Origin of the sequence: Duganella sp. Root336D2 (assembly GCF_001425005.1) — a bacterium.
GTDB lineage: Bacteria > Pseudomonadota > Gammaproteobacteria > Burkholderiales > Burkholderiaceae_D > Rugamonas.
Window position 1 is genome coordinate 21,809 of sequence record NZ_LMDB01000009.1, and the last position, 19,143, is coordinate 40,951.

A 19,143-nucleotide genomic window follows, 5' to 3' on the forward strand; every position below is an offset into this window, starting at 1 on the left:
GCGGTGCAAAGCCGCGCTGTTCGCGCTCGCCCCGGCCTTCACTGCGGCCTTCGCCACGCGTTTCACGCTCCGCACGCGGCCCGGGGCGCTGGGCGCCCTCGCCGCTTGGGCGCGGGCCGTTGGTGCGCGGGGCAGGTTCGCTGCGCGCTGGGCCGGCTGGACGCGGGCCCGCGGCGCGAGGACGATCCGATCCGGCGGAGCGCTGGCCGCCATCCCCTGGCGCGCGCGGCGCCTTGGCAGCCGTCGCAGCCGGCTTAGCCTTTGGTTTGATGGATAAGGTTGGGCGCTCTTTCTTAGTCATTGCAATCCTGTCATCGCGCCCGCCAGCCGGCGGCACGGCCCTGGAGGCCGTTCATCGCGGTAAATCTGTGAAAACCAAGATTGTACCCGGGTTAAGCGCCCTAACCCCTTGTTTCCCCCTGATTTACCCGTTCTTGCAAACAAGTATAATGTTCCTCTTTCAGACGTTCCCGGCTATTCACATGCTCGCCCAACAAAAGCAAGAGATCATTTCCCTGTTCCAGGCCGCCCTCGCGCCGATCCTGGAAGGTTCCGACGTTAAAGCCAACGTGGTGCTGGAGCGCCCGCGCGATGCCTCGCACGGCGACGTCGCCTGCAATATCGCCATGCAGCTGGCCAAGCAGCTGAAGATGAATCCGCGCGAACTGGCGCAGAAAATCGTCGCCGCCCTGCAGGAATCCCCAGCCGGCAAGGCGCTGGTGGCTGGCGCCGAAATCGCCGGCCCGGGCTTCATCAACCTGCGTGTGACCGACGCCGCCAAGCAGTCCGTAGTCAAATCGGTGCTGCAGCAAGGCGCCGCCTTCGGCCAGAGCGAATCCCTGGCCGGCAAGAACGTCATCATCGAATTCGTCTCCGCCAACCCGACAGGGCCGCTGCACGTTGGCCACGGCCGCCAGGCTGCCCTGGGCGACGCGCTGTCCTCGCTGTTCGAAGCGCAAGGCGCCAAGGTCACCCGCGAGTTCTATTACAACGACGCCGGCGTGCAGATCCAGACCCTGGCCAATTCGGTCCAGTGCCGCGCCAAAGGCTTCAAGCCGGGCGACGCGGAATGGCCTGAATCGGCCTATAACGGCGACTACATCGCCGACATCGCTGCCGACTTCCTGGCCCGGAAAACCGTTTCCGCCTCCGACGGCCAGCCGGTGACCGGCTCCGGCGACGTGGAAGACATCGACAACATCCGCGCCTTCGCCGTGACCTACCTGCGTAACGAGCAGGACATCGACCTGCAAGCCTTCGGCGTGAAGTTCGACAACTACTACCTGGAATCCTCGCTGTACTCCGACGGCAAGGTGGAAAAGGCTGTTGCAGCGCTGGTCGCCAACGGCCACACCTACGAAGACGGCGGCGCGCTGTGGCTGCGCACCACCGACTACGGCGACGACAAGGACCGCGTCATGCGCAAGACCGACGGCGGCTACACCTACTTCGTGCCGGACGTCGCCTACCACATCGTCAAGTTCCAGCGCGGCTTCACCCAGGCCATCAATATCCAGGGTTCCGACCACCACGGCACCATCGCCCGCGTACGCGCCGGCCTGCAGGCGGTCGGCCTGGGCGTACCGCAAGGCTTCCCTGACTACGTGCTGCACAAGATGGTCACTGTGATGAAAGACGGCGCCGAGGTGAAGATCTCCAAGCGCGCCGGTTCCTACGTCACCGTGCGCGACCTGATCGAATGGTCCGGCGGCGGCGACATCACCAAGGGCCGCGATGCCGTGCGCTTCTTCCTCATCTCGCGTAAAGCCGACACCGAATTCGTGTTCGACGTCGACGTCGCGCTCAAGACTTCCGACGAGAATCCGGTCTATTACGTGCAATACGCCCACGCGCGTATCTGCCGCATGCTGGCAAACTGGGGCGGCGACGAGGCTTCCGTGGCCAACGTCGACCTGTCGCCGCTGACCGCGCCGACCGAAGCAACCCTGCTGGCCGCCCTGGCCCAGTACCCCGAGGTGCTGGCCCGTGCCCAGGCCGAACTCGGTCCGCACCAGGTAGCGTTCTACCTGCGCGACCTGGCCGCCGCACTGCACTCGTTCTACTTTGCCGAAAAAGTGCTGGTGGAAGACGAAGCGACCAAGCTGGCCCGCGTGGCCCTGATGGTTGCTACCCGCCAGGTGCTGCGCAACGGCCTGGCACTGATCGGCGTTTCCGCTCCTAACCAAATGTAAGGTCCACATGGCTTTTCGTTCCCTTCGCTTTTCTCCGCGTCAGCAACAAGGCAACACCTTAGTTGGCTTCATCATCGGCCTGGTCATCGGCCTGGTCATCGCCGTCGTCGTGGCCCTGAGTATCACCAAGGGCCAGACGCCGTTTACCGACAAGGCGCCGAAGAACGGCAAGGCGACCGATGAAGCATCGGGCCAGATCGCCGATCCGAACAAGCCGATGTACGGCAACAAGGAGGCCGTGAAAAAGGCGAACAGCGAATTCGAGCGCGACAGCCAGAAACAGGCTCCCGCCGACGCATTGCAGAAAGTGGTGGACAACATCCAGGCGCAGGGCCAGGCTCCGGCCAAGGCGCCCGCCCCTGCTCCGGCGCCGACGCCGGCCGCCACCTCGCCTGCGGCCCCGCCGCCGGTCAACAGCGCAGCGCCGCCGGCGCAGGCAGCCGCCCCGGCGCCTGCCCTGCCTGGCGAAGACAAGTTCGTGTACTACCTGCAGGCCGGCGCCTTCCGCGAAGTCGGCGACGCCGAGAACACCCGCGCCAAACTGGCCCTGCTGGGCTTCGAGGCTACGGTGTCCGACCGCGCCACCGATGCCGGCGTGCTGCACCGCGTGCGCATGGGTCCTTTCACCCAGGTCGAGGCCATGAACAAGGCGCGCGCCAAGCTGTCTGAAAACGGCATCGATGTTGCCGTCGTCCGTAATCAAAAATAAGGGAAGTCTGAGCGATGAAACTGTTTAAGCAGATCCTGGCCGTGGTCCTGTGCGGCGTAGCCTTTGGTGCCCTTGCTTCGCCAGCCGCCCCGGTTGCGGGCACCGACTATGTAGTGCTGCCCGAGCCGCAAAATGTCGATACCGGCAAGAAGGTCGAAGTCATCGAATTCTTCGCCTATTACTGCCCGCACTGCTATGCGCTCGAACCCGCCATGGCAGCCTGGGCCAGGAAACAGGGCGACAACGTGGTCTTCAAGCGCATCCACGTGGGCCGCGGCCCGTCCGTGCTGCCGCAGCAGAAGCTGTTCTTCGCACTGGAAGCCCTGGGCCTGGTGGAACAGAACCACGCGAAAGTGTTCGCTGCCATGCATGAACAGGGCAACTCCCTGCGCAATGACACCGCGGTGATCGACTGGGCCGCCAGCAACGGCATCGACAAGACCAAATTCACCGAAGCCTATAACAGCTTCGGCGTGGCCGCCAAAGTGCGCCGCACGGAACGCTTGATGGGCGATTACCGCGTCGACTATTGGCCGATGCTGATCGTTGACGGCAAGTACATGACCTCCCCTGCCGAAGCAAACAAGAACGTCAAGCCGGTGCCGGACGAGGCCCAGCAGCATGCCAACGCGCTGACCGTGCTGGACTTCCTGGTGTCCAAGGCAAAGGCGGAGAAGAAGTAAGGCTTTGAAGCGCGTTTTCATCACTGGCGCCTCCAGCGGCATCGGGGCAGCACTGGCAGCGCACTATGCTGCCCAGGGCTGCACTCTCGGCCTGCTGGGCCGCCGCGCCGGCGCGCTGCAGGCGCTTGCCGCCACCCTGCCCAATCCGGAGCGCCACCGCTGCTACGCGGCCGACGTTACCGACCATGCGGCGCTGCGCAGCGCCGCCCAAGATTTCCTCGCCCATGCCGGCGGCTGCGATATCGTCATCGCCAACGCGGGCATCTCGCACGGTACCATCACCGAACTGGCGGAAGACTTGCCGGTGTTCGAATCCATCATCGCCACCAACGTCACGGCCACCGTGGCGACATTTGCGCCCTTCGTGGCGGCCATGCGCGCACAGCGATCGCCGGCGCGCCTGGTCGGCATAGCCAGCGTCGCCGGCGTGCGCGGTTTGCCGGGCGGCGGCGCCTACAGCGCTTCCAAGGCGGCGGTGCGGGTGTATTGCGAATCGCTGCGCGTCGAATTGCGCAGCAGCGCCATCAAGGTTGTCACTATCGCGCCGGGCTATATCGACACGCCGATGACGCAGCAGAACAAATATCCCATGCCATTTCTGATGCAGCCGGCAGATTTCGCCGCGGCCGCGGCGCGCAGCATTGAACGGGGCGACAGCTATCGCGTTATTCCGTTCGGCGCAGGCATGATCGCTCGTTTGCTGCGCGTCCTGCCGAACTGGCTGTACGACCGGGCTTTTGCCAAGGCGCCGCATAAGGCGCGCAAGGGCACGATATGAATGCAGCACCTCTCGCCGCAGCGGCGATGCGCACGCTGCTTGCCGACAGCGCATCGCACGTCGCCATTGAAGTGGTGGACGAAACCGGTTCCACCAACGCCGACTTGCTGGCACGCGTGCCTTGCGCTGCGCATGCTGCTCCCGATGCGCTGCGCGGACCGGTGCTGCGCGTGGCCGAGCGCCAGACCGCGGGACGGGGCCGCGCCGGCCGCAGTTGGCTTTCCGCGCCCGGCGCTTCGCTGACTTTCTCCGTCGCCTGGCCGTTCCGCGCCCCGCTGCACCGCATGGTGGGTCTGCCGCTGGCAGTCGGCGTAGCGCTGGCCGAAACCGTGAACGGACTGGGCGTGCCGGTCCAGCTCAAATGGCCGAACGATATGCTGAAGGATGGCGCCAAGCTGGCCGGCATCCTGGTCGAAACGCAGGCGGCGCCGGACGGCACCATCTGGGCCGTCATCGGCTGCGGCATGAACCTGCTGATGCCGGACGAGATGGAAGCGGCCATCGGCCGCGAAGTATCCTCCGCTCCGTGGCTGGCGCAGATGGACCGCAACGCCTTGCTGGCGCAATTGCTTAGCCGGCTGTGCGCCGTGCTGGCGGAATTCGACGATACCGGCTTTGCCGCCTTCACCGAGCGCTGGAACGCGCTGCAGGCGTGGCGCGGGCAGCCGGTGCGCTTGCTCGACCAGGGCGAAGTCCAGCAGGAAGGCCTGGCCGCCGGCGTGGATCAGCATGGCCGCTTGCTGCTCGACACCCCTACCGGCCGCGTGGCCGTGCTGTCGGGCGACGTTTCGCTGAGGCTCGCGCCATGACCTACGACCTGCTGATCGATGCCGGCAATACCCGCATCAAATGGGCCCTCGCAGCGCCCGCAGCCGGCCTTGGCGACTGGCTGGCACAAGGCGCGCACATGCACGCAGAGGCTGCCGACTTCCCGCCGGCGCTCTCCTCCGCCCTGGCCGCAGCGAGCGCCGGCGCCGTGCCGGCCATCGGCCGCGTGCTGGTAGCCAACGTAGCCGGCCAGTCCGTACGCGATATGCTGGCCGGCTGGCTGGCCGCGCCGCAGCTGCGGATCCAGCCGCCAGCGATCGAATGGTTCGCCTCGATCGCGCAGCGTGCCGGCGTCCGCAACGCCTACCGCAATCCCGCGCAACTGGGCTGCGACCGTTTCGCCGCCGCCATCGGCGCTCACGCGCTATGCCCGGGCAAGGCGATCGTGGTCGCCAACTGCGGCACCGCGACCACCATTGACGCGATCACGGCCGACGGCACTTTCCTGGGCGGCATGATCCTGCCGGGCCTGGGCCTGATGGCCACCTCGCTGGCCAGAAATACCGCCCAGCTGCCGCAAATCAAGCCCGGCAAGCTGCCGGAAGGCTTCGCCGACAACACCGATGACGCCATCCTGTCCGGCTGCCTGGCCGCGCAAGCCGGTGCGATTGAACGCGCATTCGAGTTGCATCAGGCCGTAGAATGTATTATTTCCGGCGGCGCCGCGCCTTACGTCGCGCCCGCGGTTCCCGTGCCGCACCGCCATGTCGAAAACATTGTGATGATAGGACTGCACGCTGCCCTGCGCAGCGCCTGACCCGTATGGAGTGCCCGTGCTGAAACTGATTTTCGCCCTGCTGCTGGTCGCCAATGCCGCGCTGTTTGCGTACGGCGAAGGCTATCTCGGCCAATTCAGCGGCAATGAGCGCGAACCTGCGCGCCTGCAGAAGCAGCAAAACGCCAACAAGCTGCTGCTGGTCAGCGCCAGCAAGGCGGAAAGCGCCGTAGCAGCGGTGGCCCCGCCGCCGCCGGTGCCGCGCGACGAGCCGGCAGCCACCGTCTGCCTGGAAGTCGGCAACTTCGTGCTGGACGATGCCCGCAAGTTTGAGAACCGCCTGGCCCCGCTGGAACTGGGCGACCGCCAGCAGCGCCGCAATGTGTCGGAACAGGAAGTGTCGAGCTACATCGTGCATATCCCGCCGCAGGCCACCCGCGCCGCCGCCGAAAAGAAGGCCGACGAACTGCGCGAGCTCGGTGTCACCAACTTCTTCATCCTGAACGACAGCTCGCCGTTGAAATGGGGCATCTCGCTGGGCGTATTCCGCACGGAAGCGGCGGCGCAGGCGCAACTGGCAGCGCTGGTCAAGCAAGGCGTGCAGAGTGCGCGCGTGGCGCCGCGCTACGCCAGCAGCAAGCAGGTGTACTTCCAGTTCCACGACATCAGCGAAGACGCCAAGTCACGCATCGCCAAGATCGCCGCCAGGTTCCCGGAACAGGAAACCCGTTCCTGCTCTAACGCTCGATAACGATCGGCTTCAGTTTCAGGCTGGAAGGCAGCGCTTTGCCGGCTGCCAGCGCATCTTCGCGGCTGGCATACGGGCCGGCAAACAGGCGATAGAATTTGCCCGCCTGCTCCATGTCCATTTTCAGGCCGGCGTCGCTGGCCTCCAGTCGTTTGCGCAAGCCGTCCGCGCCGTCTTCACGCGCATAGGAACCCAGTTGCAGGTAAAAGCCTTGCTCGCCTGCGCCGCCCAGCAACACCGGCTTGGCCTCGTCGCCATCGGAAGAGGCCAGCATCGGCGCCGCCTTCGGCATGCTTTGCGGCGCCGGGGCCGGGGCCGCAGCAGCCGTAGCCGGTGCGCTGCCGCCGGCTTTCCGCGCTGCGATCATGCGTTCGATCTCGGCCGGCGGCAGGTGCACCACCTCCAGCTGGCTGGTGCCATTGACCAGCAGGCCAAGCTTCAGCGCCGCGGTATAGGAAACATCGATGATGCGGGTCGAATGGAACGGCCCGCGGTCATTGATGCGCACCACCACCGAATTGCCGTTAGAGATATTGGTCACCCGCGCGTATGACGGAATCGGCAGCGTCGGGTGCGCCGCGGTCATCTTGTACATATCGTAGATCTCGCCGGACGAGGTACGCTGGCCATGGAATTTCTTGCCATACCAGGTACCCGTTCCGCGCTGCTTGAAATCCGAACCGAGCGGGATAGGCTTGTAGCTCTTGCCGAACACCACGTAAGGGCGGTTGGAGTAAGGCGCGAGGGGATCGTTGCGCACCTCGGCGTCCGGCGTCTCGATCAGCCCCGCCGGCGGCTTGTCGCCCGGGCCATCGTCCTGGTAGTAGGCGCCGCGTCCGGAGCCCGCAGCCGGCAGCACCGGAATGCCCGGCTGCGGCCTGGCCGTCACCGGCGAAGGCGGCTTGCGCGAAGTTGAATCGGTCTGCGTGGTGCCGCAAGCGGCCAGCAGGGCGGCTGCCGCAAGCGGCAGGAGTCGGATTGCGTGCTTCTTCAAGTTTGCACCAGCTTTCTATGTCGCTGGATCGACATCAGGATGCCCGACGCCAAACCCAGTGTCAGCAGCGCAGTGCCGCCGTAGCTTATGAACGGCAGTGGCACGCCCACTACCGGAAGGATACCGCTCACCATGCCCATGTTGACGAAGGCATAGGTGAAGAAAATCATCGTGATCGCGCCCGCCAGCAGGCGCGTGAACAGGTTCGGTGCGCCCGATGCGATCATCAGCCCGCGGCCGATCAGCAGCAGGTAGAGGAACATCAGGACCAGGTTGCCGACCAGGCCGAACTCCTCCGAAAACACGGCGAAGATGAAGTCGGTGGTGCGCTCGGGGATGAATTCCAGGTGGGCCTGGGTGCCCTGCGTCCAGCCTTTGCCGGTCACGCCGCCGGAGCCGATCGCAATGGTCGACTGCAGGATGTGGAAGCCTTTGCCCAGCGGATCGGAGGTCGGGTCGATCAGGGTCATGATCCGCTCGCGCTGGTAGTCGTGCATCATCGACCAGGCAACCGGCAGGCAGGCCGCGCCCATCAGCAGCAACGCCAGGATGGCTTTCCATGCCAGGCCGGCCAGGAAAATGACGCAGGCGCCAGCAGCCACCACCAGCAGCGCCGTGCCCAGGTCGGGCTGGCGCGCAATCAGGAACACCGGCACCAGCAGCAGCAGTGCGCCCAGTGCATAGGCATGCCAGCGCATATGCCCATGGCGCTGCTGGAAGTACCAGGCCAGCATCAGGGGTACTGCGATCTTGGCAAATTCGGAAGGCTGGATCTGTGCAAAACCCAGGTTAAGCCAGCGCCGGGCTCCCAGCTTGATGGTGCCGAACAGCGCCACCGCCACCAGCAGCGACACCGTCACCACGTAGGCAGGCAGCGCAATGCGCATCATGTTCTGCGGCGAGATATTGGCCACGAACCACATCACCAGGAAGGACATGGCGATATTGCGCAACTGGTCCTCGATCTTGCCGGGAATGCCGATACTGGCCGAATACAGCGCAACCAGGCTGGTTGCCAGCAGCATTACGATGACCAGCATCAGCGGGCCATCGAATACCGTCACATATGGGCGCATGCGCCGCCACAGCGAGCGCCTTTCATTGATTGGCATGCTGCCTCCTTATTCTCTCTTGCGCGGCGGGCTGGCCGGCGGCTTCTGGTCTGCCGGCGCTGGCGCCTGCGGTGCCGGTGCTGGTGCCGGCTGCGCCGGCGCTGCCCCCGGGCCCAGTTGCTGTGCGCGGCGCTCGGCAGCCGCGTCCACGTCTTCCTCAGGCAAGTCTTCCACCGGAACCGTGACCGCATCCTCCTTCGGCACCGGCGTCGTTTCCTTTTCGGTCGGGCGCTTGCCAAGCAGCCAGTAGTCCAGCACTTTACGTGCAATCGGCGCCGCCACGGCGCCGCCGAAACCGGCGTTCTCCACGATCAGCGCCAGCACGATCTTCGGTTTGTCGGCCGGGGCAAAGGCGGTGAACCAGGCGTTGTCGCGCAGGCGCTCGTCAAGGCGCGCCGCGTTGTACTTCTCATTGGCCTTGATCGCCACCACCTGCGCAGTACCGGTCTTGCCGCCCACGGTATAGCCGGCATTCAGGAAAGCGCGGTAGCCGGTCGCACCGGGCTCGGTGGTCACGCCCACCATCGCATCCTTGATGAAGTCGATGTTGCCCTGCTTGAGCGGGATGCGGTAGCTTTCCTTCGCCACGGTCAGGGTGCGCTTGCGCGTGCCGCCGTCTTCCAGGATCTTGACCAGGTGCGGCTTCATCACCACGCCGTTGTTGGCCAGGTTGGCCACCGCGTGCGCCACCTGCAGCGGTGTGTAGTTGTTGTAGCCGGAACCGTTGGACACCGAAATCGTATCGCCGCCGACCCATTTGCCGGCCGCCGGATTCTTCTTGAAGCGCTGGCGCTTCCATTCCTGCGAAGGGAGCACGCCCTTTTTCTCGTTTTCCAGGTCGATGCCGGTCAGCTGGCCGAAACCGAATGGCGCCATGAAGTCATGGATCAAATCGATGCCCATGTCGCGGCCCAGCATGTAGTAATAGGTATTGCACGACACGACAATGGATTTGCGCATGTCGACCATGCCATGGCCGCCCACCACGTCGTCGCGGAACTTGTGGGTGCCGAGGTAGAAGAAGCCCGGGTCGGCAATCGCCTGGCCGGTGGTGCGCTTGCCGGTTTCCAGCGCGGCCAGCGCCATGAACGGCTTGAAGGTGGAGCCCGGCGCATAGGTACCGGACAGCGGCCGGTTCATCAGCGGCTTGTCCAGCGAGGTATTCAGTTCATTCCAGCTTTGCGCATCGATGCCATCCACGAACAGGTTGGGGTCGTAGCCCGGGCGCGACACATACGCCAGCACGTCGCCGGTGCTCGGCTCAATCGCCACCAGTGCGCCGCGGTATTCGCCGAAAGCGTCCTCTGCGATCTTCTGCAGCTCGATGTCGATCGACAGGATCAGGTTGGAGCCCGGTGTGGCCGGTGTGCGCGACAGCGTGCGAATGGCGCGTCCGCCGGCGGTGCGTTCCACCTCCTCGTAGCCGGTGACGCCGTGCAGTTGCCGCTCGTAGCTCTTCTCCAGGCCTTCCTTGCCGATATGTTCGGTGCCGTTGTAATTGGCTTCATTCTCGCTTCCTTCCAGCGCCTTCGACTCGGCCTGGTTGATACGGCCGATGTAGCCGACCACGTGCGAAGCCACCTCGCCCAGCGGATACTGGCGGAACAGGCGCGCCTGGATGTCGACGCCGGGGAAGCGGAAGCGGTTGGCAGCGAAACGCGCCACTTCCTCGTCGGTCAGGCGGCTGCGCAGGGGGACGCTGGCGAAGCTTTTGGATTCTTCCATCAGTTTCTTGAAGCGGCGGCGGTCCTTGCTGGTGATGTCGACCAGCTTGGCCAGTTCGTCGATCACGTCTTCCATCGGCGCGGCCAGCTTGGACGGCGTGATTTCCAGCGTGATCGCGGAATAGTTGCGCGCCAGCACCACGCCGTTGCGGTCGAGGATCAGGCCGCGGCTCGGCACGATCGGCACCACCGCAATGCGGTTATCCTCGGCCTTGGCGATGTAGTCGTTATGCTTGATGACCTGCAGCCAGATGAAGCGGGCCAGCAGCAGCGAGAAGCAAAAGAACACCAGCCCGCCCAGTACGGACAGTCGCACCCGGAAGCGGTGCAGGTCTTGCTCTGTATTCTTGAACTCGGTCATGCTCAGATCGGGCGGGTGTGGTCTTTATCCACTGCGCGGCGCTGCGGCGCCAGCAGCAGCATGGTGGCCAGTGGCCACAACAGTGCAGCAACCACGCTTTCAATGAAGAAGAACCAGCCGGGGAATTTTCCGGCCACGATGAAGCGCACCACCATTTGCACGGTTTGCGCCAGCAACAGCAGCGGCACCACGTGCAGGATTTGCGTGGTCACCCGGAACCACAGGATGCGGCGGTGCAGCATGATGGCGAAATAGGACAGCAGCGTGTAGGCCAGCGCATTTTCGCCCAGCAGCGATGCGTCATGCACGTCCATCAGCAGGCCGAGAAAGAAGGCGGTGCCGATGCCGACCTTGCGCGGCTGGTGCACGCCCCAGAAGACCAGCGTCAGCGCCACGAAGTCCGGCGCCGCGAAAAAGCGGCCCCAGGGCAGCATATTGAGCAGCACCGCGCAGAACAGGCTGAAAAAAATGAACAGCGGGCTGACCGGCAGCAGGATGTATTGTGGACGGTTCATCGGGTCGCCTCTTTCGGTGCTTGCGCGGCTGCCGGAGCCGGCGCCTGTGCAGTTTCCGCCTTGGTCTTTTCCTTATCCTTTTTCTTCGACGGCTTGGAAACCGGCTCTTCCTCCGGAGGTCGCGGCGGTATGTCCGGCAGCGACATCAGGATCAGCAGCGCGGTATTGCGTTCGGTACCTGCCAGCGGCGCGCAGACCACGCGGCCGAAGGCGCCGCTGGCATTGCTCTCCACCTGCACCACGCGCGCCACGGCCAGGCCGGCCGGGTACACGCCGTCGATACCGGAAGTAATCAGGATGTCGCCGACCACCACATCAGCCGTCGGCGCCATGAAGCGCAGGTCCAGGTTGCCCGACTGGCCGCGGCCGACGGCCACGGAACGCAAGCCGTTGCGCAGCACCTGCACCGGAATCGCCTGCTCCTTATCGGTCAGCAGCGTGACTTCGGAAGTGAACGGGAACACCCGCGTCACCTGCCCCACCACGCCCTGGTTGTCGATCACCGGCAAGCCGGCTGCCACACCATGCTGGGTGCCGCGGTTCAGGATCACCTTGCGCGTGAACACATCGCGTGCTTCGTACAGGATTTCAGCCAATTGCGACTTGCCCGGCACGCGCTGCTGCGCATCGAGCAGCTTGCGCAGCTGGTTGTTTTCAGCCTGGTAGAGCTGCGCCTGCTGCAAGGCCTGTGAGGCGGCGATCTGCTGCTGCTGCAGCACGCTGACCTGCTTCTCCAGCTTCGACAGCGTGGAGAAATAGTCGCCCATGCCGTACATGGCATCGCGCGGCAGCAGTGCGATTTTCTGCAAGGGATAGAGGACGAAGCCGACGCCCTGCCGGACTGCCGTCAGCGCATTGACGCGCGAATCGGCCAGCAGCAGCGCAATCGAAATGCACGCGAACACCATCATCTTGAAACGGGCGGACGCGCCTTGCTTGAACAGTGGCGGTGGACTGTATTCCATGTCTTCCAATTAAGAAGGGCAGCTTCCGCTGCCCTTTTTCTCAACTTTACTCGTAGGAGAAGATGGATCCCAGCTGGTCCATGCGCTCCAGCGCCAGGCCGGAGCCGCGCACCACGCAGGTCAGCGGGTCTTCTGCCACCAGCACCGGCAGCCCGGTTTCTTCCATCAGCAGGCGGTCCAGGTCGCGCAACAGCGCGCCGCCGCCGGTCAGCATCATGCCTTTTTCGGCGATGTCTGCACCCAGTTCCGGCGGGGTCTGTTCCAGCGCGTTCTTGACGGCGGAGACGATGTTGTTCAGCGGGTCGGTCAGCGCTTCCAGGATCTCATTCGAAGAGATGGTGAACGAGCGCGGGATGCCTTCCGACAGGTTGCGGCCCTTGACTTCCATTTCCTTGACTTCGGAGCCAGGGAAGGCGGAACCGATAGCCTTCTTGATCGCTTCAGCGGTCTGTTCGCCGATCAGCATGCCGTAGTTGCGGCGGATGTAGTTGACGATTGCTTCGTCGAACTTGTCGCCGCCCACGCGCACGGAGCCCTTGTACACCATGCCACCCAGCGAGATGATGCCCACTTCGGTGGTGCCGCCGCCGATGTCGACCACCATGGAGCCGGTCGCGTCGGACACCGGCAGGCCGGCGCCGATCGCCGCTGCCATTGGTTCTTCGATCAGGTACACCTGCGATGCGCCGGCGCCCAGCGCCGATTCACGGATTGCACGGCGTTCCACCTGGGTCGAACCGCAAGGCACGCAAATGATGATGCGCGGCGACGGGCGGAAGAATTTCGAGTCGTGCACCATGCGGATGAACTGCTTCAGCATCTGCTCGGTGACGGTGAAGTCGGCGATCACGCCGTCTTTCATCGGGCGGATCGCCTCGATGTTGCCAGGTACTTTACCCAGCATCTGCTTTGCTTCTTTACCAACGGCCTGGATCGTTTTCTTGCCGTTTGGGCCACCTTCCTGGCGGATCGCCACGACCGAAGGCTCGTCCAGCACGATGCCGGAACCGCGTACGTAAATCAGGGTGTTTGCCGTACCCAGGTCGATGGCCAGGTCAGACGAAATATAGCGACGTAAAAAACCAAACATGAGTGTCCTGTAGGGCGCAATGCGCAAAATTCGTTATATATGAGGTATCCGGTCAAATGCGGCCGGGCGGGTGTTCAGCACCAGCAGCGCATTAACCCGCGATTGTACCTTATAATCTACAGCTTATTTGCCCTAAATCCACTCTATTGTGCGAGCACGCAACCGTTGATTTATGCGGTGTTCGCCGCGATTTAACTGGTGATAGGCAACCGATCCAATAAATTACACTTCTGACAATTTCCATGTCCCTGACCCTGAACGACGTTGAACGCATCGCCAAGCTGGCCCAGTTGGAGATGGACCAAGCCCATTCGGCCAATATGCTGGACAAGCTGAATGGCATTTTCGCGCTGGCCGAGCAGATGCAGGCCGTGGACACCGAGGGTGTCGCCCCGCTGTCGCACCCGCTGGCCAATGCCATGCAGGTCGCACTGCGCCTGCGCGAAGACGTGGCCACCGAGCCGAATCGCCGCGAGGAATACCAGCAAGTGGCACCAAAGACCGAAGATGGCCTGTATCTGGTGCCAAAAGTGATCGAATAAGCGAGAACAGAGAATGCATACCAAAACAATCAAAGAGCTGTCCGATCTGCTGCAAAAGAAGGAAGTCAGCGCCGTCCAACTGGCGAGCCACTTCCTGGACCGGATTGAAAAGAGCGACCTGAACGCCTTCCTGCACGTGGACCGCGCGCTGACGCTGGCCCAGGCGGCCGACGCCGACAAGCGCATCGCCAACGGCACGGCCACGCCCCTGACCGGCGTGCCGATCGCGCACAAGGACATCTTCGTCACCAAAGGCTGGCGCTCGACCGCCGGCTCGAAAATGCTGGCCAACTACACCAGCCCGTTCGACGCCACCGTGGTGCAGAAGTTCCTGGACGCCGGCATGGTCACCCTCGGCAAACTGAATTGCGACGAATTCGCCATGGGTTCCTCGAATGAGAACTCGGCTTTCGGCGCCGTGAAAAACCCTTGGGACAAGTCTGCCGTTCCCGGTGGCTCGTCCGGCGGTTCTGCGGCTGCGGTAGCTGCCCGCCTGGCCCCAGGCGTGACCGGCACCGACACCGGCGGCTCGATCCGCCAGCCGGCTGCGTTCTGCGGCATCACCGGCATCAAGCCGACCTACGGCCGCGCCTCGCGCTTCGGCATGATCGCCTTCGCCTCCTCGCTGGACCAGGCCGGCCCGATGGCGCAGACCGCGGAAGATTGCGCGCTGCTGCTGTCCGCCATGACCGGTTTCGACGAACGCGATTCGACCAGCCTGACCACCGAGCAAGGCAACGCTGCCGAAGACTTCACCCGCGACCTGGGCAAGCCGCTGGCCGGCCTGCGCATCGGCGTGCCGAAGGAATACTTCGGCGAAGGCCTGGCTGCCGACGTCGAAAAAGCAGTGCGCGCCGCGCTGGCCAAGTTCGTGGAACTGGGCGCCACCCTGGTCGACATTTCGCTGCCGAACACCGCGCTGTCGATCCCGGCCTACTACATGATCGCTCCGGCCGAAGCATCGTCCAACCTGTCGCGCTTTGACGGCGTGCGCTACGGCCACCGCGCCGAGGGCTACAAGGACCTGCAGGACATGTACAAGAAGAGCCGAGCCGAAGGCTTCGGTCCGGAAGTACAGCGCCGCATCATGGTCGGCACCTACATCCTGTGCCACGGCTACTACGACGCCTACTACCTGAAAGCGCAGAAGATCCGCCGCAAGATCACGCAGGACTTCGCCAATGTGCTGGGCAGCCAGTGCGACGTGATCATGGGCCCAGTAGCGCCAACCGTGGCCTGGGACCTGGGTTCGAAGGCCGACGATCCGGTAGCGAACTACCTGGCCGACATCTTCACCCTGTCCACCAGCCTGGCCGGCCTGCCTGGCATGTCCATCCCTTGCGGTTTCGGCGATGGCGAGAAGAACGCCAAGCGCCCGGTCGGCCTGCAAATCATCGGCAACTACTTCGCTGAAGCGAAGCTGCTGAATGTGGCCCACAAGTTCCAGCAAGCGACCGACTGGCACAAGCGCGCACCGAGCGGCATCTGATAAATTCGGTGCCAGGTCTGTCATTCGGACATCGACGCAGGCTCTTTGACAAATCTCAATACGCAAAACCAGACAAAATCGCGTATTGAGATAAATCAAACAAACTGCTCGGATGTCCAAATGTCAGACCTGGCACCGACCTTGAAAGAGAGAAGAATATGGAATGGGAAGTCGTCATTGGTATTGAGAACCACGTACAGCTCACTACCGACTCCAAAATTTTCAGCGGCTCGCCGACCAAGTTCGGCGCCGAACCAAACACCCAGGCCAGCCCGGTTGACCTGGCGCTGCCAGGCGTTCTGCCGGTGATGAACAAGGCTGCGGTTGAACGCGCGATCCGCTTCGGCCTGGCCGTGGGCGCGAAAGTCGCGCCGCAGTCGATTTTCGCCCGCAAGAATTACTTCTATCCTGACCTGCCGAAGGGCTACCAGATCTCGCAGTTCGAAGATCCGGTGGTGCAAGGCGGCCAGCTGACCTTCGGTTACGAGAAGGACGGCAAGTTCGTCACCAAGACCGTGAACCTGACCCGCGCCCACCTCGAGGAAGACGCAGGCAAATCGCTGCACGAGGATTACCACGGCATGTCGGGCATCGACCTGAATCGTGCCGGCACCCCGCTGCTGGAAATCGTGTCCGAGCCCGAAATCCGCTCCGCTGCCGAAGCTGTGGCTTACTGCAAGGCCCTGCACGGCCTGGTGATGTGGCTGGGTATCTGCGACGGCAATATGCAGGAAGGCTCCTTCCGCTGCGACATCAACGTTTCCGTGCGCCCGAAGGGCCAGCAGGAATTCGGCACGCGCTGCGAACTGAAGAACCTGAACTCCTTCCGCTTCATCGAGGAAGCCGTGCACGTTGAAGTGGCGCGCCAGATCGAGCTGCTCGAAGACGGCGGCAAGGTGGTGCAGGCGACCCGCCTGTACGATCCGGACAAGAAGGAAACGCGCCTGATGCGCGAGAAGGAAGACGCGCAGGATTACCGCTACTTCCCTGATCCGGACCTGCCGCCGCTGACCATCGGCGCCGACTGGATCGAGCGCGTGAAAGGCTCGATGCCGGAGCTGCCGGCCGTGATGCGCACGCGCTTCGTGGAAGAATACAAGCTGCCGGAATACGATTCGCTGATCCTGACCGCCTCCAAAGGCATGGCGCTCTATTTCGAAGCCGTGGTTGCGGCTGCGGGCAAGGAAAACGCCAAAGCCGCCGCCAATTGGCTGATGGGCGATGTGTCGTCGACCTTGAACCGTGAAGGCGTGGAAATCGCCGACGCGCCGGTGCTGCCGGTACAACTGGCCGGCATGCTGAAGCGCATTGCCGACGGCACGATCTCCAACAAGATCGCCAAGGAAGTATTCGGCGCAATGTGGGAAGCCAAGTCGGAAGACCCGAACCTGGTCGATGTGATCATCGAGCAGAAAGGCCTGAAGCAGATTTCCGACACCGGCGCGCTGGAAGCCATCGTCAACGAAGTCATCGCCAACAACGAGAAGTCTGTTGAGCAGTACCGCGCAGGCAAGGAAGCGGCAATCAACGCGCTGATCGGTCAGGCGATGAAGGCATCGAAGGGCAAGGCTAATCCGGCGCAGCTGACCGAGCTGCTGAAGCAGAAGCTGGCTTCCTAAAACCGGTAAACCGGGGTCTGCAGCGCGGCCCGCGGCCGAAGATCATGCGGGGTCAGGCACTTGTGCCTGACCCAGGTCTACCGGTTTTGAAAGGTGCGCGCACATCCAGCGCAAGATATCCGCAAAGATCTCCTCCCGGTTCACCTCATTGAAATTCTCGTGATAGTTCTCATGCTGCACATGGCACTCCAGCAGCTTTGGATCAACCATCGCCAGCAGATCCAGGGTAGCCTTCGGGTCGGCAAGTTTGTCATCCCCCGCCACCACCGCGTATAACGGCCAGCGCCAGGTCGGCATCTTCTCCGCCAGCCCTTTTTGCGCGCCTTGTAAGGCCACGCCAAACCGCACCGTACACTCGCGCGCCCGCACATCATCCGCCTCATCGCGATGATGACGCGCCGTAATCGCAGCATCATGCGTCAGCACATCGGTCAGTGACGCCATCGGCACCTTCATGGTCGGCGCCAACGCCGCCAGCACGCCGGACAATTTCTCCAGCAGCACCGGCACCTTGATCGCATTCACGTAATACGGCGACGACAGCACAAAGCCCTTCACCAGCGGATCGCGCTCCAGCACTTCTAGCCCGAAGCGCGTCGCAATCAGGGCCCCCATCGAATGCCCCATGACGAACACCGGCACGCCCGGATAATGCTGCTTGGTCCAATGCAGGAACAACTCCACCTCTTCAACGAAGATGCGGAAATCCGGAATATCCACACGGCGGGCATTCTCATGCCCGCACAGGTCGAACGCCACGGTCGCAAAGCGGTGCTGTTTGAAATACAGCGCCGGCGTCACATAATCGCCCGCATGCGCCAGCCCGCCGTGGATGGCCAGCAGCACCCCAGCCGCCGGCTTCTCAGGTTCCCAGATATGGATCTTGCGTTCGGCGCCGCTGCGCCCCTTGAATGTGGCGAAGCGGTCTTCGGAAAATCGGTTCATGCGGTCACGAGGAAATGCTCAGCGCAATGCCCATCTCCAGCATCAGCGAGAGGTCGGCCAGCGTGAAATCGAGAGTGGATGCGCGCTGGCTGGGCGCGGCGGGAGAGAAGGCAACGCGCAGTTCGGCCTGGATCGGCGCAACATCGAAGGTGATACCGCGCGCCTGGCACTCGTGCAGGTAGGCGCGCACCTTGCGCATCAAGGCGTCCGGATCGGGATCGGTACCCAGCGTGGCATAGAAGCCATGGTCAAGGCGGGTGCGGCCGGTCGGGCTGGTGTCACCCTTCCTCCAGTCGCTTTCAGGCTCGCTGGGAAGCCCGTCCCGCACGTCCGCGACCGCAGCTTCGTCGCCGTACACCTTGAGCGTTGCGATGTTCATTACTTTCCTCGATCTAATGTTGTAAGGAAGCAATCACAGTCTAGCACAACGCCCGGCCAGCGCCAGCGCGGTTTACTCCACCCCGTATTTGCTGCGGTAAGCGGCTACCGCGTCCTTGTGCTGTGCAAGCGACGGGTCGGCCGACAGGTAGGTAAACAGGTCGGACAGGTTGCCGATCGAAATCACCGGGATGCCGTAGTTCTTGCTCACCTCCTGCACCGCCGACAGCTCGGACATCTGGCCATCCTTGCCGCCGCGCTCCATGCGATCCAGGGCGATCAGTACTGCGCACGGTTCGGCGCCGGCGTTGCGGATCATCTCCACGGATTCGCGCACCGAGGTGCCGGCCGAGATCACATCATCAATAATGACAACTTTACCAGTCAGCTTGGCGCCTACCAGGGTGCCGCCTTCGCCGTGGTCCTTGGCTTCCTTGCGGTTATAGGCGAAAGAAGTGTTGCGGCCTTTGCCTGCCAGCGCCATCGAGGTCGCGGAAGCCAGCGTGATGCCTTTGTAGGCCGGGCCAAACAGCATGTCGAATTCGACGCCGGAGTCGAGCAGGGTCTGGGCGTAGAAGTCGGCCAGCCTGGCCAACGTCGCGCCGTCATGGAACAGGCCAGCATTGAAGAAATAGGGCGATTGGCGCCCTGCTTTGGTCGTAAACTCGCCGAATTTCAGCACTCCCGCCTGTACGGAAAACGCGATAAACTCTTGCCTCAAATTGCTCATAGTGCACCCATCTCTGTTCAAAGTGC

General features: G+C 63.4%; 19 protein-coding genes. 10 read left to right on the plus strand and 9 right to left on the minus strand.

Features of this window, described 5'->3' with window-relative positions; translation table 11 throughout:
* Positions 1–482: 482 nt before the first annotated feature.
* Genes argS through ASD07_RS09425 form a run of 7 tightly spaced genes read left to right on the plus strand, consistent with a single transcriptional unit; the run spans position 483 to position 6,656 of the window.
* The gene (argS, locus tag ASD07_RS09395; RefSeq protein ID WP_055928539.1) at positions 483–2,192 is read left to right on the plus strand and encodes an arginine--tRNA ligase; all 1,710 of its coding nucleotides are present in this window, start codon (positions 483–485) and stop codon (positions 2,190–2,192) included.
* 7 nt (positions 2,193–2,199) lie between these two features.
* On the plus strand, positions 2,200–2,901 hold the full coding sequence (locus ASD07_RS09400; protein ID WP_055928543.1) for an SPOR domain-containing protein: 702 nt from the start codon (positions 2,200–2,202) through the stop codon (positions 2,899–2,901).
* 14 nt (positions 2,902–2,915) lie between these two features.
* On the plus strand, positions 2,916–3,584 hold the full coding sequence (locus ASD07_RS09405; protein WP_055928546.1) for a thiol:disulfide interchange protein DsbA/DsbL: 669 nt from the start codon (positions 2,916–2,918) through the stop codon (positions 3,582–3,584).
* A 4-nt stretch (positions 3,585–3,588) separates the two neighbouring features.
* On the plus strand, positions 3,589–4,362 hold the full coding sequence (locus ASD07_RS09410) for an SDR family oxidoreductase (RefSeq protein ID WP_055928548.1): 774 nt from the start codon (positions 3,589–3,591) through the stop codon (positions 4,360–4,362).
* Positions 4,359–5,171, plus strand: coding sequence for a biotin--[acetyl-CoA-carboxylase] ligase (locus ASD07_RS09415; RefSeq protein ID WP_055928552.1), 813 nt, complete (start codon positions 4,359–4,361; stop codon positions 5,169–5,171). The genes ASD07_RS09410 and ASD07_RS09415 overlap by 4 nt, the downstream gene beginning before the upstream one ends.
* Positions 5,168–5,947 (plus strand): type III pantothenate kinase, encoded by a 780-nt coding sequence (locus ASD07_RS09420; RefSeq protein WP_055928555.1) that lies wholly within the window; start codon positions 5,168–5,170, stop codon positions 5,945–5,947. The genes ASD07_RS09415 and ASD07_RS09420 overlap by 4 nt, the downstream gene beginning before the upstream one ends.
* 16 nt (positions 5,948–5,963) lie before the next feature.
* A complete protein-coding gene (locus ASD07_RS09425) occupies positions 5,964–6,656 on the plus strand; it encodes an SPOR domain-containing protein (RefSeq protein ID WP_055928557.1) in 693 nt (230 codons plus the stop codon).
* On the opposite strand, the gene ASD07_RS09430 is transcribed toward ASD07_RS09425, so the two are convergent.
* From ASD07_RS09430 to ASD07_RS09455, 6 genes are read right to left on the minus strand one after another with little or no spacing between them, the layout of a single operon-like run.
* Entirely contained in the window at positions 6,643–7,647 is a 1,005-nt protein-coding gene (locus ASD07_RS09430) for a septal ring lytic transglycosylase RlpA family protein (RefSeq protein WP_055928560.1), read from the minus strand. The two genes, ASD07_RS09425 and ASD07_RS09430, sit on opposite strands and share 14 nt — an antisense overlap.
* On the minus strand, positions 7,644–8,759 hold the full coding sequence (gene rodA, locus ASD07_RS09435; RefSeq protein ID WP_055928562.1) for a rod shape-determining protein RodA: 1,116 nt from the start codon (positions 8,757–8,759) through the stop codon (positions 7,644–7,646). The genes ASD07_RS09430 and rodA overlap by 4 nt, the downstream gene beginning before the upstream one ends.
* A gap of 9 nt (positions 8,760–8,768) precedes the next feature.
* Positions 8,769–10,844 carry a penicillin-binding protein 2 gene (gene mrdA, locus ASD07_RS09440; RefSeq protein WP_055928565.1) on the minus strand — a complete coding sequence of 692 codons (2,076 nt, stop codon included), beginning with the start codon at positions 10,842–10,844 and terminating at the stop codon, positions 8,769–8,771.
* Between the two features lie 2 nt (positions 10,845–10,846).
* Positions 10,847–11,359 carry a rod shape-determining protein MreD gene (gene mreD, locus ASD07_RS09445; protein ID WP_055928570.1) on the minus strand — a complete coding sequence of 171 codons (513 nt, stop codon included), beginning with the start codon at positions 11,357–11,359 and terminating at the stop codon, positions 10,847–10,849.
* The gene (gene mreC, locus ASD07_RS09450; protein ID WP_055928662.1) at positions 11,356–12,324 is read right to left on the minus strand and encodes a rod shape-determining protein MreC; all 969 of its coding nucleotides are present in this window, start codon (positions 12,322–12,324) and stop codon (positions 11,356–11,358) included. Before mreC ends, mreD begins: the two co-directional genes overlap by 4 nt.
* Before the next feature lie 46 nt (positions 12,325–12,370).
* Positions 12,371–13,414, minus strand: coding sequence for a rod shape-determining protein (locus ASD07_RS09455; protein WP_028102363.1), 1,044 nt, complete (start codon positions 13,412–13,414; stop codon positions 12,371–12,373).
* 242 nt (positions 13,415–13,656) lie between these two features.
* On the opposite strand from ASD07_RS09455, the gene gatC reads away from it, so the two are divergent.
* The 3 genes from gatC to gatB all read left to right on the plus strand — a co-directional run bounded on the left by gatC (position 13,657) and on the right by gatB (position 17,064).
* The gene (gene gatC, locus ASD07_RS09460) at positions 13,657–13,956 is read left to right on the plus strand and encodes an Asp-tRNA(Asn)/Glu-tRNA(Gln) amidotransferase subunit GatC (RefSeq protein WP_055928573.1); all 300 of its coding nucleotides are present in this window, start codon (positions 13,657–13,659) and stop codon (positions 13,954–13,956) included.
* 13 nt (positions 13,957–13,969) lie between these two features.
* Positions 13,970–15,445, plus strand: coding sequence for an Asp-tRNA(Asn)/Glu-tRNA(Gln) amidotransferase subunit GatA (gene gatA, locus ASD07_RS09465; RefSeq protein ID WP_055928576.1), 1,476 nt, complete (start codon positions 13,970–13,972; stop codon positions 15,443–15,445).
* 158 nt (positions 15,446–15,603) lie between these two features.
* On the plus strand, positions 15,604–17,064 hold the full coding sequence (gene gatB / locus ASD07_RS09470) for an Asp-tRNA(Asn)/Glu-tRNA(Gln) amidotransferase subunit GatB (protein ID WP_055928579.1): 1,461 nt from the start codon (positions 15,604–15,606) through the stop codon (positions 17,062–17,064).
* A gap of 42 nt (positions 17,065–17,106) precedes the next feature.
* Here the strand turns inward: gatB and ASD07_RS09475 are convergent, their stop codons facing one another.
* From ASD07_RS09475 to pyrE, 3 genes are all read right to left on the minus strand, one after another.
* A complete protein-coding gene (locus ASD07_RS09475) occupies positions 17,107–18,009 on the minus strand; it encodes an alpha/beta fold hydrolase (protein ID WP_055928582.1) in 903 nt (300 codons plus the stop codon).
* A 4-nt stretch (positions 18,010–18,013) separates the two neighbouring features.
* Positions 18,014–18,388: a hypothetical protein gene (locus ASD07_RS09480; protein WP_055928585.1), complete on the minus strand. Its 375-nt coding sequence runs from the start codon at positions 18,386–18,388 to the stop codon at positions 18,014–18,016.
* A gap of 72 nt (positions 18,389–18,460) precedes the next feature.
* Positions 18,461–19,117, minus strand: coding sequence for an orotate phosphoribosyltransferase (gene pyrE, locus ASD07_RS09485; RefSeq protein ID WP_055928587.1), 657 nt, complete (start codon positions 19,115–19,117; stop codon positions 18,461–18,463).
* Between the last annotated feature and the right edge of the window lie 26 nt (positions 19,118–19,143).